16 protein-coding genes are annotated in these 15,965 nt (G+C 68.5%); 9 read left to right on the top strand and 7 right to left on the bottom strand.

Annotation, left to right across the window (positions count from 1 at the left end):
• Window positions 1–276 precede the first annotated feature (276 nt).
• Together ASG91_RS05175 and ASG91_RS20975 are read left to right on the top strand one after the other, a co-directional pair.
• Window positions 277–855 (top strand): hypothetical protein, encoded by a 579-nt coding sequence (locus ASG91_RS05175; protein ID WP_056921537.1) that lies wholly within the window; start codon window positions 277–279, stop codon window positions 853–855.
• A gap of 320 nt (window positions 856–1,175) precedes the next feature.
• Window positions 1,176–1,415 (top strand): Crp/Fnr family transcriptional regulator, encoded by a 240-nt coding sequence (locus ASG91_RS20975; protein ID WP_200961222.1) that lies wholly within the window; start codon window positions 1,176–1,178, stop codon window positions 1,413–1,415.
• Window positions 1,416–1,473: 58 nt separating this feature from the next.
• Here ASG91_RS20975 and ASG91_RS05165 read toward each other — a convergent pair whose 3' ends face one another.
• Entirely contained in the window at window positions 1,474–2,121 is a 648-nt protein-coding gene (locus ASG91_RS05165; protein ID WP_256363719.1) for a haloacid dehalogenase type II, read from the bottom strand.
• A 570-nt stretch (window positions 2,122–2,691) separates the two neighbouring features.
• On the opposite strand from ASG91_RS05165, the gene ASG91_RS05160 reads away from it, so the two are divergent.
• Complete coding sequence (locus ASG91_RS05160; protein ID WP_056921535.1) at window positions 2,692–3,414, top strand: redoxin domain-containing protein; 723 nt, start codon at window positions 2,692–2,694, stop codon at window positions 3,412–3,414.
• A 31-nt stretch (window positions 3,415–3,445) separates the two neighbouring features.
• Complete coding sequence (locus ASG91_RS05155; protein ID WP_082593925.1) at window positions 3,446–4,282, top strand: cytochrome c biogenesis CcdA family protein; 837 nt, start codon at window positions 3,446–3,448, stop codon at window positions 4,280–4,282.
• A gap of 59 nt (window positions 4,283–4,341) precedes the next feature.
• On the opposite strand, the gene ASG91_RS05150 is transcribed toward ASG91_RS05155, so the two are convergent.
• Complete coding sequence (locus ASG91_RS05150) at window positions 4,342–4,731, bottom strand: heavy metal-responsive transcriptional regulator (protein WP_056921533.1); 390 nt, start codon at window positions 4,729–4,731, stop codon at window positions 4,342–4,344.
• A 100-nt stretch (window positions 4,732–4,831) separates the two neighbouring features.
• Between ASG91_RS05150 and merA the strand changes: the two genes are divergently transcribed.
• Window positions 4,832–6,217: a mercury(II) reductase gene (gene merA / locus ASG91_RS05145; protein ID WP_256363716.1), complete on the top strand. Its 1,386-nt coding sequence runs from the start codon at window positions 4,832–4,834 to the stop codon at window positions 6,215–6,217.
• On the top strand, window positions 6,175–8,502 hold the full coding sequence (locus ASG91_RS05140) for a molybdopterin-dependent oxidoreductase (RefSeq protein ID WP_371262031.1): 2,328 nt from the start codon (window positions 6,175–6,177) through the stop codon (window positions 8,500–8,502). Before merA ends, ASG91_RS05140 begins: the two co-directional genes overlap by 43 nt.
• A 146-nt stretch (window positions 8,503–8,648) precedes the next feature.
• On the opposite strand, the gene ASG91_RS05135 is transcribed toward ASG91_RS05140, so the two are convergent.
• The 4 genes from ASG91_RS05135 to ASG91_RS05120 all read right to left on the bottom strand — a co-directional run bounded on the left by ASG91_RS05135 (window position 8,649) and on the right by ASG91_RS05120 (window position 11,235).
• Window positions 8,649–8,981 (bottom strand): hypothetical protein, encoded by a 333-nt coding sequence (locus ASG91_RS05135; protein WP_082593924.1) that lies wholly within the window; start codon window positions 8,979–8,981, stop codon window positions 8,649–8,651.
• Between the two features lie 147 nt (window positions 8,982–9,128).
• Complete coding sequence (locus tag ASG91_RS05130) at window positions 9,129–9,551, bottom strand: hypothetical protein (RefSeq protein ID WP_157606081.1); 423 nt, start codon at window positions 9,549–9,551, stop codon at window positions 9,129–9,131.
• A 470-nt stretch (window positions 9,552–10,021) separates the two neighbouring features.
• Complete coding sequence (locus tag ASG91_RS05125) at window positions 10,022–10,402, bottom strand: hypothetical protein (protein WP_056921530.1); 381 nt, start codon at window positions 10,400–10,402, stop codon at window positions 10,022–10,024.
• A 170-nt stretch (window positions 10,403–10,572) separates the two neighbouring features.
• Window positions 10,573–11,235: a metalloregulator ArsR/SmtB family transcription factor gene (locus ASG91_RS05120; RefSeq protein WP_056921529.1), complete on the bottom strand. Its 663-nt coding sequence runs from the start codon at window positions 11,233–11,235 to the stop codon at window positions 10,573–10,575.
• Between the two features lie 386 nt (window positions 11,236–11,621).
• On the opposite strand from ASG91_RS05120, the gene ASG91_RS05110 reads away from it, so the two are divergent.
• The 3 genes from ASG91_RS05110 to ASG91_RS05100 are packed head-to-tail and all read left to right on the top strand — an operon-like array spanning window position 11,622 to window position 14,633.
• Complete coding sequence (locus tag ASG91_RS05110; protein ID WP_056921527.1) at window positions 11,622–11,975, top strand: cupin domain-containing protein; 354 nt, start codon at window positions 11,622–11,624, stop codon at window positions 11,973–11,975.
• 31 nt (window positions 11,976–12,006) lie between these two features.
• Window positions 12,007–13,380: a rhodanese-like domain-containing protein gene (locus ASG91_RS05105; protein ID WP_056921526.1), complete on the top strand. Its 1,374-nt coding sequence runs from the start codon at window positions 12,007–12,009 to the stop codon at window positions 13,378–13,380.
• Window positions 13,377–14,633, top strand: a complete 1,257-nt coding sequence (locus ASG91_RS05100) for an MFS transporter (protein WP_056921525.1) — start codon at window positions 13,377–13,379, stop codon at window positions 14,631–14,633. The genes ASG91_RS05105 and ASG91_RS05100 overlap by 4 nt, the downstream gene beginning before the upstream one ends.
• Window positions 14,634–14,847: 214 nt before the next feature.
• Here the strand turns inward: ASG91_RS05100 and ASG91_RS05095 are convergent, their stop codons facing one another.
• Complete coding sequence (locus ASG91_RS05095; RefSeq protein WP_082593923.1) at window positions 14,848–15,813, bottom strand: IS481 family transposase; 966 nt, start codon at window positions 15,811–15,813, stop codon at window positions 14,848–14,850.
• Window positions 15,814–15,965 lie beyond the last annotated feature (152 nt).

The following is a 15,965-nucleotide window of genomic DNA, read 5'->3' as shown; positions in this document are numbered from 1 at the left end:
TCGCCACGGTGGCACGAACACCGCACGGGGCCGAGGCAACCCACGGAGCGCGCAATGAGAGCGCTTGGCGCGCTGCCGTCGGGCCACGTCAAGGTCGAGGAGATACGTCGATAGGCCGTACGGGCTGTTGACGGCTGGATCGACGCAAGCACGGCCACGTTCATGGACTCCCGTGTTGTGTAAGCACCGTCACCGACGACGCCTGTCATCCGCCGAAACACTCGTCCTCAGGAGGCTGACCCGACCGGTGAGCGAACTGACAAGGAGCACCAGCCCGTGACCCGCAGCAGCAGCACGGTGGGCCTGAGCCGAGCCGTCCTCGTCGGAGCCGGCAGTGGCGTCATCGCCTCCGTGGTGATGGCGATGTACGCCATGGTCGCCGCCTGGGTAAAAGGCGCAGGCTTCTTCACCCCGCTCCACCACAGCGCCTCGCTGTGGGCGTCCCAAGACCCGATGATGACATCGATGCAGGACGCCAGTGCGGGCAGCGACCTCCACTTCGTGTTCGGGACGGCGCTCCTCGGCGCGATCATCCACATGAGGACCGGCGCCATGTACGGCGCGATCTTCGGAATCATCGTCTCCCGACTCCGACGCGGCCTCCCCGCGGGCGCCGGCATCGGCCTCGTCTACGGCTTCCTCGTCTTCGCCGTGAGCGCCTACGTAGCCCTCCCGATCGCCGCCGCAATCTTCGACAGCGGCGACCCGCTCAAGAACATGGCCCAGATGGCGGGATGGGGCACCTTCATCATCGAGCACCTGCTGTACGGCCTCGCGCTCGGCGTTCTGGTCGCCCTAGACCGCACCAGGTCGAGACCGTCCGCAACGGTCCCCGCCACCGCCATCGCCCGCTGAACCGAACACCCCAGCGGGTCCGTTGGCCCGTCCCCCAATTGCCCGACCCGCTTCCTTCTGCCCATTCTCGACAAGGCTGAGACGACGCCACCCGATCATCGAGCCCGGGACCATCTTCGGCGAGATGGTCATCGTCGGCCAGCAGATGCATGACAGCTTCGCCGAAGCTCTCGACGACGTCGTTGTCTGCGTCATGACCAGGGCCGACGTACGCCGACTTCTCCTCGGCGACCCCCGGATCTCCGCCCCGGATCTCCGAGACGCTCGGCCGACGCATCGGCGAGCTCGAACAGAAGTTCTCCGACGCCGTTTTCAAGTCAGTGCCCGAACGCATCGCCGGGGCCCTCGCCACCCTCGCCTCGGCCTCGCCCGAGCGCCCGCTCGGACGAGGCGTCCAGATCAAGCTCACCCACGAGCAGCTCGCCGCCCTCGCCGCAACCTCCCGTGAGACCACCACCAAGATCCTCGGCGAGTTCGCCGACGAAGGGTTCATCACACTCGGTCGTGGCCGAATCACCGTGCTCGACCAGCATCAACTGCGCCGGTTGAGCGGCAACTGACCACGGCGGCAGCTCCGAACCTCGTCTCGGTTGTCGAACGCGCGCCGTCATTATGCGCCTATGCCGTGAGGATCTGCGCGAGCTCGGTTATGGAGTCGACTTCGAGGTCGGGTCGGTCGAAGAAGGCCGGGTATGGGGTCCCGGTACGGTTCACGAACGCCGTCGACAGCCCTGCCCGGGCCGCTCCGTGGATGTCCCAGGGGTGCGCGGCGACCAGCATCGTCTCGTCCGGCTGTGCCTGGCAGGCATCCATGGCATACCGGTATGCCGTGGCTGCCGGCTTCCAAGCCAGCGCCTGCTCCACCGAGAGCAGCCGCTCGAAGCTCCCGGCTATACCGGCGCGCTCGAACAGGCCCTGCGCGACCGAGGTGGAGCCGTTGCTCAACGTCACCAGGCGGACCCCCGCATCCGACAGGGCGCGCACACCCACGACGACGTCCGGGTGCAGCGGCAGCGCGGCAAAGGCACCCATGATCTTCGCCACTCCAGCTTCGACGTCCGCGACTCCGTGCCCGCGCAGTAGTGCCGCCAGCGACTGTGAGGCGAGCTCGGCGAAGGCCGGGTTTCCACCCGTGACGGTCAGCGCGAACCCGTCCCGCAACAGGGACGCGAACCAGGTGGCTGCCGCGCCCGCGGGCATGCCGGTCTGGGCGAACCGCTCGGAGAGTCCGCTCATGTCCGAGAGCGTCTCGTTGACGTCGAACACCAGCAGCCGCGGCCGTCGCGGACCGTCCGGTGAGATGGGCTGGTCCGGTTCGAGACCTCGTGAAGCCCCTGAAGGTTGTCCCGGTCTGTCCGCTCCCTCGCTCATGCGTCTCTCCTCCACTGGTCGCCTTAGTCGCTGGCCCACGCAAGCGCGACCGCCGGGAACAGGGCCAACCCTTCACCGGGTTCCCCCGGTGTGCCCGAATCCGGTCGGGGACATCATGGCGCGAGCAGCAGCAGCGCACTCACCGGAACCTGCGCCGACGGCGGCCCGACCGTTCGCCTTCTGGGACGGGTTGTCTCACCCAGGGCCAGCATTCGGCGCCGCACGGCGGCCCAGCGCCGAGGACGCGGTCCCACGATGTCCACCCGCCATGTTCGTTCCTCGGGGAACCCTGCCTGCGCTATGTGTGCGACCTTACAGTCCAGCCGATGGCCAGCCCGGAGACTGGGGCCCGTGGGCACCTTCGTCGCCGAATGCCTCTGACCGGCACACAATGGGTACGAGCAGGAAAGCCGGGGCGCCCATTCGGGGTTTCCCAACAGGACGGCTGCGCGCGAGGAGGTACTCATGTTCTCCAACTACCCGGCATACGGCGCGGGCAGGCAACGGTCCGATGGCATGAAACGCCTCGGCCGCACCCGGGGGCCTCTGATCCTCAGCGCTGTGCTGGCACTGCTGCTTCTGGCCGGCTGCGCCGGCAAGGACCAACCAGCGAGCCCCGGCTTAGCTCCGACAACCGGGCAGTCCACACCGCTGGCAGGTATCCGCCCGCGGCCGGCCACGCTTGGCGGAGGCCCGTTCGACCCGGCCAGCCTGGCCGGCAAGCCCGTGGTGCTGTGGTTCTGGGCGCCGTGGTGTCCGATCTGCCGCAGCGAAGGCCCCGCCATCAGGAACGTCGCGGCGGAGTTCACGGGGAGGGTTCGGTTCATCGGCGTGGCCGGCCAGGACACCGTCCCCGCCATGGACGCCTTCGTCAAGGAGACTCACACCGACGGGCTGACCCACCTGGCGGACGTCAACGGCTCGATCTGGCGCGAGTACGGCGTGTCGGTCCAGCCGGCATTCGCCTTCATCACCGCCGACGGGAAGGCGGACCTGCAGATCGGCGGCCTGGACGAGCAGACACTCCGATCGCGTGTCGCCGAGCTCGCTGCAGGAGCCAGTACCTCGACAGTCACGATGACCCCCGGGGGGACTTGCAGCCGCGCTCCGGACGGGAGGCTGATCTGCCAGTCAGCCGGCCCGGCGCACACTGCGACCACGACCGTCATTACCACCACCACGCGATGACCGGCCCTGGCCCGACCGGCCGCGTGGCCCCGTGAGCGGGACTCTCGCGTTCGCCGCCTCCGCGGGCATGCTCGCAGCCTTCAACCCGTGCGGCTTTGCTCTACTACCGGGTTACCTGACCACGTTTCTCGGTCGGACAGGCACGAACGACCAGACCGTGCGCCGCGCGCTGGTCGTGGCTGCTGCCGTCACGACCGGGTTCGTCGTCGTCTTCGGTGCGGTCGGTGTGGCGGTCAGCGCGCTGTCGCTGACGCTCGGGCCGTGGCTGTCGGTGGTCACCCTCCTCGCGGGCCTGGTGTTGCTCGTCGTCGGCGCGGTCCAGCTGAGCGGTCGCGACATCCCGTTTCGGGTGCCTCGAGCGCGTCTGCTGGTCGACGGCTCGGCCTCGGGCATGGTCGCCTACGGCGTCATCTATGCCAGCGTGTCGTTGTCCTGCACGCTGCCGGTGTTCCTTGCCGCCGTCGTGTCGGCGTTCTCGGCTCCAGGCGCCACACCGACGGCCGGCGTCCTGGCGGCACTGGCGTATGCCGGCGGGATGGGTCTGGTCATGGCCACCCTTGCCGTGGTCGTCGGCCTCCTCGGCCGCCGCGCGCTCGCCCGCACCCGGGCCTGGACTCGCCATGTTGGCCGCGTGTCCGGTCTGGTCGTGCTGGCGGCCGCGCTCTATGTGCTCTGGTACTCCTGGGTCGAGCTCGCCTCGTATCGCGGCACGCGGGTCGCTGCGGGCCCGGTCGCCTGGGTCCGCGACCTGTCCGCGTCGATCAGCCAGGGCGTCGTCAACGCTGGGACCTGGCCCACCATGCTCACCCTCGGCGCGGTCCTCGCAGCGGTGGCCACCGCAACCTTCATCACCCGTCGATGGCGCTGAGCCCAGTCCTCGCGGGCCGAACCTGCACCCGGGCCGTGCGGCGATCCGCCACCGCCGCATCAGAGGTACCGGCACACCTGGTCCTCGGGACAGGCCCGCTCGTCAGCGCCTCCGGCCCGCGCACGGAGTCCGGCGATGCTGTTCCGCAACGTCCGGAGCTCCGCGAGTTGGGCGTCGAGGTCCTCGAGCCTTCGGTCGAGGAGCGCGACGACGTGCTGGCAGGGGGCCTGTCCCGCGTCACGGACCTCGAGCACCTGCCGGATCTGGGCGAGCGTCAGCCCCGCGGCCTGCCCCCGCCGCACGAAGTCAAGCCGCGACACGGCCGCGTCCGTGTAGTCGCGGTACCCGGCCGGGGTTCGCTGCGGTGGCAGGAGCAGACCAGCCTGCTCATAGAACCGCAGCGCCTTCGTCGTGGTGCCCGCCGCCGCGGCCAGCTCACCGATCCGCATCGTTCACATCCGTGCTCGCGTCAGGGGGGTTGACCTTCCCCTGCACTGGAAGGTTCATTCTGTCTCGGATCAAGCCGAAACGTCGAATGGAGAGATCCCGGTGAGCACCAGCATCAGCACGGCCGCGGTTGATCTGGCCATCATCGGGTCCGGTGGGGCAGCAATGTCGGCAGCTATCCACGCCAGCCTGCTTGGCGCCACCGCGGTGGTGATCGAGCGCGGCACCCTCGGCGGCACATGCGTCAACGTCGGGTGCATCCCGTCCAAGACCCTTCTCGCCGCGGCCGCCGCCCGTCACGTTGCCGCAACCAACCCCTTCCGTGGTGCACCGACCTCGGCCGGCCCGGTGGACCTCGCTGCCCTGGTCTCCCAGAAGGACGAGCTGCTCGGCCGGCTGCGCCAGGCTAAGTACGCCGACGTAGCGGCCGCGTACGACTTTCCCGTCATCCACGGGTCCGCCTCCTTCGACGGGCCCAACACCTTGCTGGTCGACGGGCAGCCATTGACCGCCAACGCTTTCATCGTCGCGACCGGCGCCGAGGGCGCCGTCCCGGACTTGCCAGGCCTGGTCGGGACTGACTACCTGACCTCCACGACAGCCATGGCGTTGGACGCGCTGCCCGAGTCGTTGGTGGTGATCGGCGGTGGCTACGTCGGCCTGGAGCAAGCCCAGCTGTTCGCCCACCTGGGCGTGCCGGTCACGATCGTTGGCAGGCTGGCGCCCCGGGCGGAGCCGGAGCTGGCCTCGGTCCTGCGCCGCGTGTTCCTCGACGACGGGGTCACGGTGGTAAACGACCGTGCGACGGCCGTCGGGCACGAAGGCCAGATGGTCACCGTCACCACCCGACGGGGTCGCATGGTGACCGGGCAGCGCCTTCTCGTCGCGACCGGTCGGACCCCGCGCACCGACGGGCTCGCCCTGGAGAAGGCCGGCGTGAACACCGATGACCGCGGTTTCGTCGTGACCGACTCCCAGCAGCGGAGCAGCAACCCGAAGGTGTATGCGGCCGGCGATGTCACCGGCGCGCCGCAGTTCGTGTACGTCGCTGCCGCCACCGGCAAGGTCGCCGCGCACAACGCCCTCGGCCGCGACGAGCAGGTCGACTACACCGGGCTGCCCTCGGTCACCTTCACCCGGCCCCAGCTCGCGTCGGCGGGACTCACTGAGCAGCAGGCCCTCGACCAAGGCATCGATTGCTCGTGTCGCGTCCTGGACCTCGCCGATGTCCCCCGCGCGCTGGTCAACCACGACACCCGCGGCGTGGTCAAGGTCGTCGCCGACGCGCAGACGAGCCGCGTCGTCGGGGTCCACGCCCTGGCCGACTCCGCCGGGGAAATGATGCTCGCCGCCACCTACGCGATTAAGGCCGGATTCACCACCGACCAACTCGCCGACACCTGGGTCCCCTACCTGACCATGGCCGAGTCCATCCGCCTCACCGCATGGCTCTTCCGCAACCAGCTCCCCACCTCCTGCTGTGCCTGACCTCCCCCGACGAATCGACGCTCCCGGCCCTGAGCTGGCCCCTTTGCGGACTGGGCCGCTTGAGACTGTTGCCCTGTGCTTGGGCCACGCGCGACAATCCGGTGATGGGCGGGGACACGGTTCCGACGTTCTGCCCGTTGTGCGCGTCGCGCTGCGGGGCGCGCGCCACCGTAACGGAGGGGACGTTTGTCGCGCTTCTCCCGGATGCGTCCCACCCGACGGGAAAGGCAATCTGCTTGAAGGGCAAGGCGGCGCCGGAGATCGTCTACCACCCCTCGCGGCTGTTGCACCCGGTGAAGCGGACCAACCCCAGAGATTCTGCGGACCCGGGGTGGGAGCAGATCACCTGGGACGAGGCGCTGGACACGGTCGCAGAGCGGCTGATAGCGGCCGCCGCCTCAGACGGGCCGGAGTGCGTTGGGTTCAGTTCGAGCTCGCCGTCTACGTCGGCGATCAGCGACGCGGTCGACTGGGTTCAGCGGCTGATCCGTGCGTTCGGCAGTCCCAACTACTGCAACTACGTGGAGCTGTGTGGGTGGGGCCGTTACCTCGCCCCGCTCTACACGTTCGGCGCCTCCGTACCTGGTGTCTATCTACCGGACCTCGACAACGCCGGCTGCATTCTGTTCTGGGGATACAACCCGTCCGTCGCCCGTCTCGCGCACGCGACGAGCACCGTCGCGGCTGTCGCGCGGGGCGCGAAGCTGATCGTGGTCGACCCCCGCAAGGCAGGCCTTGCTTCCAAGGCCGATCACTGGCTGCGGGTCAGGCCCGGCACCGACGCGGCGCTCGCCCTCTCCCTGACGCACGTGATGATCGAGCATGGCTGGTACGACGCCGACTTCGTCCGCGACTGGACCAATGCGGCTGACGATGTCGAGGGCGAACGGGTCTGGGATCTGCTGGCGTCGCGCTGCGCGCAGTTCCCGGCGGAAGTGGCTCAGGAGATCACCGGCGTCCCGGCAGCAGACATCGTCGCCGCAGCGCGGACGCTTTGGGAGGCCCGACCGGTCGCCTTCTACACATGGAGCGGGCTGGAGCAGCACAGCGGCGCGACACAGACCATCCGCGCGATCGACGTGCTCTACGCCCTGACCGGAAGCCTGGATGTTCCGGGCGGGAACGTGCTCTTCGAAGCGGTGCCATCGAACCCGATCGACGGAGCGGAGTTCCTGTCCGACGCGCGCCCGCCCGCGGTGGGCCTCGAACAGCGGCCGCTCGGCCCGGCCCGATTCGAGTACGTCACCGGCGAGGACTTCTACACTGCCGCCCTCGACCGGCGGATCAAGGCGCTGGTCAGCTTTGGCGGCAACATGGTGATGGCCCACGGCGACAGCGCCCGGGGACGCGAGGCACTACGCAGCCTGGACTTCTTCGTCCAGGCTGACCTGTTCATGACCCCGACCGGCGAACTCGCCGACATCATGCTGCCCGTGACCTCGCCGTTCGAATCCGAGGCACTGAAGATCGGCTTCGAGTACAGCCAAGAGGCGCAATCGCTCGTCCAGCTGCGACAGCCGCTCGTCGCACCGCGCGGCGAGGCGCGTTCGGACCTGCAGATCGTGTTCGACCTTGCGACACGCCTGGGCCTCGGCGCGCACTTCTGGGACGGCGACATCGAGGCGGCGTTCCGCCATCAACTTGCACCGAGCGGGATCACCCTGGAGGATCTGCGGGCCAACCCGGCCGGTGTCCGGGTGCCGCTGACCACGCGGTACCGCAAGTACGCCCAGACCGGGTTCGCCACTCCGTCGCACAAGGTGGAGCTGTACTCGGCCACGCTGGCCGCACATGGCTACGAACCGCTGCCGACCTTCGAAGAACCGCTGACGAGCCCCCGCTCCCGGCCGGACCTGGCCGACCGGTACCCGCTGGTGCTCAGCTGCGCGAAGTCCCTGTTCTTCTGCGAAGCCCAACATCGCCAGGTCGCAGCCCTGCGCAAGAGCGCGCCCGACCCGCAGGTCGAGATGCACCCGTCCGCGGCCGCGGCCCGCGGCATCACCGCCGGGGACTGGGTCACCCTGGACACACCACAGGGAAGCGTTCGGGCGCGCGCGAAATTCAACCCCAGCCTCGACCCGCAGGTCGTCTTCGCCCAGCACGGGTGGTGGGAGGCCTGCGAGGAACTGGGCCTGCCCGGCTACCCGCCCTACGGGCCGGATAGTGCGAACCTCAACCTCGTCCTGCGCCAGACACCCAGCGACCCGATCAGCGGCAGCTCACCGCTGCGCGCGTCTGTCTGCGACGTCGCCCCGCTGCATGCTGCCGACCCGGGAGGTTCGTGACGTCGGTTGCTAGACGGCGTATCGGTGGCTTGCGTCGCGGAAGGAGGTCACCGCCAAACTCCGCGAAGTGCCGGGCGCGACGGACCGCCCACCGTCCGGCTCCGCCCAGCACCCCGCAAGGAGCTGCCGTTATCCGCCAACGAGCCTCAGCCGGCGGTTTCCATGTTCTTCGTGACCACGTCGAGGGTCTGCTGCAGCTGCTCGGTGGGGCTGAACTCGATGACCTCGGTGCCGGCGTACAGCACTGGGGTGTGACCCGGGGGGACGTAGTAGGCATCGCCGGTCTCGAACGTCTCCTCACCAGCGGCGGTCTTGAACGTCACCTTGCCGGTCAGCACGTACCCCCAGTGCGCTGCCTGGCACTGGTCGTCCGGCAAGCCCTTGAAGAACTCTGCGAGGTCGGCGTCTGCGGTGTACTTCTCGAAGGCCACCGTGTAGCCCCCTTCGAGCCTCTCCAGGTGACCCTCATAGCCCTCCACCTCAACGGTTTCTGAAGCGCTGCTCTTCGATGTCTTGGGCACGTTCCCTTTCCTTTCAGCGATGGCTTGAGAATGCGAACTCGGGGACCGGACACCCTGTGCAAGTCCGGTCCCTGACGCGCGCCGCGCTGTCCCCTCAGCCAGCCCTCAGCCGTGGCACTTCGACCACTCGAAGACCGCTCCGGTGGGGATGGCGCTGAAGTGGTCGACGGCGTGGACACTAAGCCGTTGACCGTCGTCGTAGGCGCCGTTGACGTTGAACGTGAACGTCCCGTTAACGCTCTTCCCGTTGACGTTGAAACCGCCCCAGACGGTGAAGTGTCCGGTCGCAGTCCGTCCGGTCTCGAGCGAGACCGCTTCGAAGGTCCCGGTCTGGGTGAAGGTGTCGTGCTCTCGCCCGTCGGCGAAGATGGTCTGCTTCTCCACCGAGTTGTAGGTGACGGTGATCTCGAAGAGTTCGGTGGAGCCGCACTCGGGCCCCAAGTCGACAAAGGTCTCCGTGCCCTGGTGCTCGTGGACGACCGTCGTGACAGGGCCGGCAGCAGCCACGGCCGCCGAACCAGTGAACATCAGGGCCCCAGTCGCGACAGCAACCAGGGTGGCGCGCACAACCGCAAAAGCTCTCATAGCCAGCTCCTCCACGCGGACGATGCGCCGGAGCGGCGCACCAGGCCCGCACCACAGCACGTTCCTCCGACCCCACGGCGGCCGCCTCGCCCGATCGGACTAGTACCACAGCCGCCGTTACGAAGAGCCGCCGCTCAGCTGGGTGTTGAAGTCAGCCGGGCCGGTGAAGGTCCGGCCGGGCAGGAACGAGGTTAATGGTCGCCCCCTATGCCGACTGGTCCGCGGGCGTTGCCAACGCTGATCACGCTCACTTTGCAGAGACGTGCGGCATGCACCTCTCGGTCTAGCCGTCGTCGCAAGGATCTCCCGCGTCATTCGGACGAGCTCGTCCGGCGAATCGCGCGCGCCGAGGCACGACCCAACTTGTGCCGGGCCTCGGCGTTGGGCCTTCCTACCTGCGAAATGGGTTCTTGTCAGGGGTTAGCGCAGTGCGCGAACCCCTGACCGCTCGCTGCCTTGGGAACGTTGCGAAGGTCGACCACAAGAGCGGTCACGTTTCCACTGGCGTCGCGGACGACCTCATCGATGAACCCGGTTGCCTGCAGCGCGCGGAAGTCGGACTGTGAGAACTCCAGGGGTTCGGGGAACGAGATCCTCAGGAACGGGAATGCCACGGTGATGCTCTCGGCCGTCAGCGCGTCTGGTGTCTGGCCGGGCGGGTCGGCGATCGGCGCGTTCGCAAATGCCGACGCCGCGGCACAATTGATGGACTGGACGATGGGGTGGATCGTCGCGTGTGCGGGTCCTGTCATGAAGGCCAGAATCGCCACACACAGCAGTGGGTACTGCTGCACGGACGATCGTGCGGGTTGCAAACGTGGGTCCGCTCCTTTCAAACGTGTCCGAGCGCGTACCCAATTTTGCCAGCGCGCACCGCATATTCCTCCACCAGCGGGGTGAGCAGGCAGCTGAAACGAGGATGCGGCCCAGGGACTCCTCGAATCGCTCCGGATCCCCTCGTTCTCTAGGAGCGGGCAACCGGCAGGTGAGCCTGGTTCCATTCTGGGAACCCGTCTTCGAGCCGGGCGGCGCTGATGCCCTTCCTGCTGAGCATCCGGACGGCCTCGTCGGCGAAGACGCAGAATGGTCCGCGGCAGTAGGCGACCACTTCGGCGCCGTCCGGGATGTCGCCAAGACGCGACCTCAGGTCGTGGATCGGGATCGAGATCGCTCCGCGGATGTGGCCGGCGGCGTACTCGGCCTCGGGTCGTACGTCCAGCACGACCACGTCACCGTCGCGCAGGCGGCTCCGCAGGACGTCGCGGGTGATGGTCCGCAGCTTGCTGCGGTCACCGAGGTAGTCGGCAGCCAGCTGCTCGAGGCCGGAGACATGCTCCTGGGCGGCTCGTCGCATGGTCCGCCAGAGGTCACCCACCACCTCGCTGGCCAGGGAGTAGTAGATCCGGGTGCCCTCGCGGCGCGACTGCACCAGGCCGGAGCGCAGCAGTCGCTGCAGGTGCTGGGAAGTGTTGGCGAGGGTCTGGTCGATCTCGGCGGCAAGCTCTTCCACCGATCGCTCGCCCTGAGCGAGCACGTCCACCAGCTCCGCACGTCGCCCGTTGGCCAGCGCCTTGGCCGACTCCGCCAGTGCGTCATACAGAGCGGCCTTTGCTGCGTGATCTGCCATCCGTCACCTCTCCTCAGCACTTTATTCAAGATTTCCCTTGACAACGCCCACGCTACAGGAGTTTTATTCAAGTGAATCATTGAATATTGCGAAGAAGGCGAACCGTGACGATCAGCTCGACAAGGCACGCCGGCTGGCCGACCAGGCCGGGCTCGCTTAGGTCGAGTTCCGGGAAGGCCGCATCGAGGCACTCCCGCTGGGAGATGGCACCGTGGACTGCGTGATCTCGAACGGGGAAGCCGGCTTCACGATCGACCATCACCGCGAGAACGCGTACGCGTTCATCTCCGACCAGGCCCGCAATGCCAGCGCCACGTATGGCGTCAAGAGCATCTCCATCCTCGCCACCTTGACCACCGATTTAACCCACACCACCGGAGGAACCCATGTTCGACAAGCAGAACATCGACACCCCGCACGAGCAGCGCCCCTTCAAGGCTCACGGCCACCTGGACGTGGTCACCCTCGGCGAGTTCACCCTCGGACGCGGTGTGTTCGAACCGGGCTGGCGCTGGTCCAACGACGTCAAGCCCATCGCCGGCACCGACTCCTGCCAAACCCACCACACGGGGATCTGCCTGTCCGGTCAGATGACCATCCGGTTCGACGACGGCAACGAGGTCTCCATCGGCCCCGGCGACGTCGTGGACCTCGACCCCGGGCACGACGCGTGGACCGACGGCGACGAGCCCTGTGTCCTGCTCGACACCGGAATCAAGGCCTATGCCAAGCCCAGCTGAGGCGTGACACGCAGATGGAGCCGAACAGCACATGACGCAACCACTCACGCTCCAGATCGCGGACAAGGGGCTGGGCAACACGGCATACCTGGTCGACCTCGGCGACGGCCGTGCCCTCGCCGTGGACCCGAGTCGTGACCTGCGCGCCCTGGAGGCGGCCGCGGGGACCCGGGGTCTTCGCATCGCCGTCGCCGCGGACACCCACCTGCATGCGGACTTCATCTCCGGCGCTCGTCAGCTCGCTGCGACGCGAGGCGCGACGGTGCTGGCGTCGGCCGCCGGGAACCGGAGCTTCGGACACCACGGGTTGAGGGACGGCGACGAGTTCGACCTCGGGGGTCTGCGGCTGCGCGCCCTCGGGACGCCCGGGCACACCGATGAGCACCTGTCCTACCTGTTGCTGGACGGCTCGCAACCCGTCGGGGTGTTCACGGGGGGCTCACTGCTGGTCGGGGCAGCTGCACGGACCGACCTCGTCGACCCCGACCGCACGATCGAGCTCGCCCGGGCCCAGTACCGGTCAGTGCATCGACTGCTGGAGCTGCCCGACGCCGTCGAGGTGTGGCCGACCCACGGCGCAGGTTCCTTCTGCGCCGCACCCGCCGGGTCCGCCCGCACCAGCACCATCGGCTCCGAACGCGCCGCGAACCCACTGCTGTCCGCCGCGGACGAGGACGCGTTCGTCGCCCGGCTGCTCGGCAGCCTCGGCTCGTTCCCGCCCTACTTCCTGCGACTGGGCGAGGTCAACCGGCGCGGACCAGCGATCCTGCCCCGCCGGCTCGGGGTCGAGCAGCTCACGCCGCAGGCGGTCGCCGCTGCGCAGGCCACCGGCGCCATGATCGTCGACGTCCGCCCAGTGCCCGCCTTCGCCGCCGGACACCCCTCGGGCGCCCTCTCGATCCCGCTACGGCCCGCGTTCGCGAGCTGGCTCGGCTGGCTGGCACCAGACGACACACCACTCGTCGTCCTCCGCGAACCCGACCAGGACGTCGAGGAGGTGCTCTGGCAGGCCGCCAAGATCGGCTACGACAACATCATCGGCGAACTAGCCGGCGGCCAGGCGGCCTGGTCCGCTGCGTGCCTGCCGACCACCTCGGTGCCGCTGGTCGAGGCGAGCGACGCGGCAGGCGCCGCGGCCACCGTGCGGGTCCTGGACATCCGTCAGGAGGCCGAGTACCGAGCCGGACACGTCCCTGGTGCCCTCAACATCGAGCTCGGCGACCTCCCCGCCGTGCTCGGCCACCTCGCCGACGTGCCGACCGTGGTCATGTGCGGACACGGCGAACGCGCCATGGGAGCGGCATCGCTGCTGTCCGGAGCCGGATTCACCCAGGTCGCCGTGTTCGCCGGCAGCTCCCAGGACTGGGCCGCCGCCCACGGCGAGGACCTCGCCATTGGCCCGTGAAACGAGCAGGAACGTCGGCGTCTCCCGTCTTCGGCGTACGAGCGAACGCGGCCCAGTTCGGCCTACTCGTTGCCGTCAACGCTCTGGTCGGCGGAACGCTCGGCCAGGAACGCACCGTCCTGCCCCTCCTTGCCACCCAGGAGTTCGGGCTCGACTCCTACACCGCGGCCCTGACCTACATCCTCGCGTTCGGCCTGGCCAAGGCATGCACCAACTACTTCGCCGGGACCTGGTCGGAGCGCCATGGGCGCAAACCCGTACTCGTCGCCGGCTGGCTGGTCGCCCTCCCCGTCCCCCTGCTCCTCATCTGGGCGCCCCAGTGGTGGATCGTCGTCGCCGCCAACGTCCTGCTCGGCATCAGCCAGGGGCTGACCTGGTCCACCACCGTGATCATGAAGATCGACCTGGTCGGGCCCCGACACCGGGGCCTGGCCATGGGCCTCAACGAGTCCGCCGGCTACCTCGCGGTCGCCGTGACGGCCCTGCTCACAGGCAACATCGCGGCACACGCCGGACTTCGGCCCGAGCCGTTCCTGCTGGGCGTCGCCTATGCCGCGCTCGGCCTGGGCCTTTCCACGCTCTGGGTCCGGGAGACCCGTCCCCACTCCGACCACGAGGCCGCGACCCGTGCCGACTCCGAGGACCTGACCGACCGGGAAGTCCTCGTGCTGACAAGCTTCCGCGAGCCCGCCCTCTCCTCGGCCAGCCAAGCCGGCCTGGTCAACAACCTCAACGACGGCCTCGCCTGGGGCCTGTTCCCGGTTCTCTTCACCTCCGCCGGACTGTCGCTTGGCCAGACCGGCATCCTCGTCGCCCTCTACCCCGCCGTCTGGGGCGTGGGGCAACTAGCCACCGGCGCACTGTCCGACCGTTGGGGCCGCAAACACCTCATCACCGGCGGCATGCTGCTCCAAGCCGCCGCTCTGGCGATCATCGCAACCGCCAACTCGCAGACGCCATGGGCCCTGGGGTCCGTGCTGCTCGGCGCCGGCACCGCCATGGTCTACCCCACCCTGCTGGCCAGCATCAGCGACGTCGCCCACCCCAGCTGGAGAGCACGCGCCGTCGGCGTCTACCGACTCTGGCGCGACCTCGGATTCGCCATCGGCGCGCTCCTCACCGGAGTCCTCGCCGACACCCTCGGCGTCCGCCAGGCAATATGGGTGATCGCGGCTCTGACGGCCGCCTCGGCACTCGTCGTCGCGGCGCGCATGTACGAGACCCATCGCAGCCCATACGCGCAGCCCGCCTGAGCTCGTCGACGTCTCAGGCCGCCCGCGCCCAGTGTTCTGGCGTGTAGACAGTCCCTGCGAACCGCCGAGGGCCGACTGCGAAGGCTGGATCGGCCGGCACCCACTACCACCTCGGCCCTGGCTCTGGCGGTCGCGGTGCGCATGGACGAAACCCTGGACGGCATCCCACGGTTCCCGGGACCTGACCGCAGGCCCGCCTAGATGTACCGAGCCATCAGGTTGGTCGCAGCCGGCTGAGGGGTGGGAGTCCTCCGAGTGCGCTGTGGCGTCGTTGAGTGTTGTAGTGCTCGAGCCAGGGGGCAAGGGCGGCTGAGCGCTCGGCGTTGGTGGTGAAGACCTGCCGGTAGGCCCATTCGGTTTGCAGGGTGCGGTTGAGTCGCTCGACCTTGCCGTTTTGCCAGGGGCAGTGGGGTTTGATGAAGACCTGGCTGATGCCGTGTCGGGCGCATGTCTCGCGCAGTGACCAGCGGTAGGCCCAGGCGTTGTCGGTCATCACCCGCTCGATCCCGGTGATGCCGTGATCGGCGAAGTAGCCGATCGCCCGGGTCAAGAAGGCGGCGCAGGTAGGGCCCTTCTCGTCGGGCAGGATCTCGGAGTAGGCCAGGCGGGAGTGGTCATCGACCAGTGAGTGGACGTAGTCGAAGCCGACGCGGGTGTTCTTCCTCTTGGAGGTGCTGCCCATCTCCCGGCCGTGCGCCTTCCACCCACCACCATCGGGGATGCGGCCAAGTTTCTTGACGTCCATGTGGACCAGCTCGCCGGGTCGTTCGCGTTCGTAACGGACCGCGGTGACCTTGCTGGCCCGGATGACCTCGCCCGTGATCGGATCCAGCCCGGCCAGTTTGGGCAGCCCGCGGCGGGAGATCACGCGGGAGACGGTCCGGGCCGGTACGCCCAGCTCGGCACCGATCCACGCCGGACCACGACGCTCACGCCGTCGCAGCTCGATGATCCGCGCCTCGACCTCAACAGGGGTCCGGGTCGGGCTTCGACGCGGGCGGCAGGACCGGTCGAGCAGGCCAGCTTCGCCCTCAGCCGTGAACCGGTCAATCCACGTCCGAACACACTTGCGTGAGACTCCCATCGCCGCCGCGATGTGGGCTTTGGGCCAGCCAGCCTGGTGCCGCTGCACGATCAGCAGCCGGCCATGGACAGTCAAGCGAGCATTACCGTGGGACACGAGAACCTCCGAGTGAATGTGGGCCTTAGACAAGCCACACCCCACTCGGGGGTTCTCCTCACGTCAACAGGGCACCGGCGCAACCAAGGTCATGGCCGGGTACACCTAGACGGTATGCCGTGACCGCTCGCGGCTGAGTGGTTGCGGGCCGG

The sequence above is a fragment of the Phycicoccus sp. Soil802 genome, assembly GCF_001429605.1.
Classification (GTDB): domain Bacteria; phylum Actinomycetota; class Actinomycetes; order Actinomycetales; family Dermatophilaceae; genus Pedococcus.
The sequence above is the reverse complement of the archived record's forward strand: the minus strand, read 5'-3'. Positions and strand labels throughout refer to the sequence as shown.

Coding starts and splice junctions, on each gene's coding strand:
- ASG91_RS05160 (WP_056921535.1), top strand. CDS start 2,692: ATGTTCTCCAACTACCCGGCATACGGCGCGGGCAGGCAACGGTCCGAT.
- ASG91_RS05150 (WP_056921533.1), bottom strand. CDS start 4,731: ATGCGGATCGGTGAGCTGGCCGCGGCGGCGGGCACCACGACGAAGGCG.
- ASG91_RS05140 (WP_371262031.1), top strand. CDS start 6,175: ATGGCTCTTCCGCAACCAGCTCCCCACCTCCTGCTGTGCCTGACCTCC.
- ASG91_RS05130 (WP_157606081.1), bottom strand. CDS start 9,551: ATGTTCACTGGTTCGGCGGCCGTGGCTGCTGCCGGCCCTGTCACGACG.
- ASG91_RS05120 (WP_056921529.1), bottom strand. CDS start 11,235: ATGGCAGATCACGCAGCAAAGGCCGCTCTGTATGACGCACTGGCGGAG.
- ASG91_RS05110 (WP_056921527.1), top strand. CDS start 11,622: ATGTTCGACAAGCAGAACATCGACACCCCGCACGAGCAGCGCCCCTTC.
- ASG91_RS05105 (WP_056921526.1), top strand. CDS start 12,007: ATGACGCAACCACTCACGCTCCAGATCGCGGACAAGGGGCTGGGCAAC.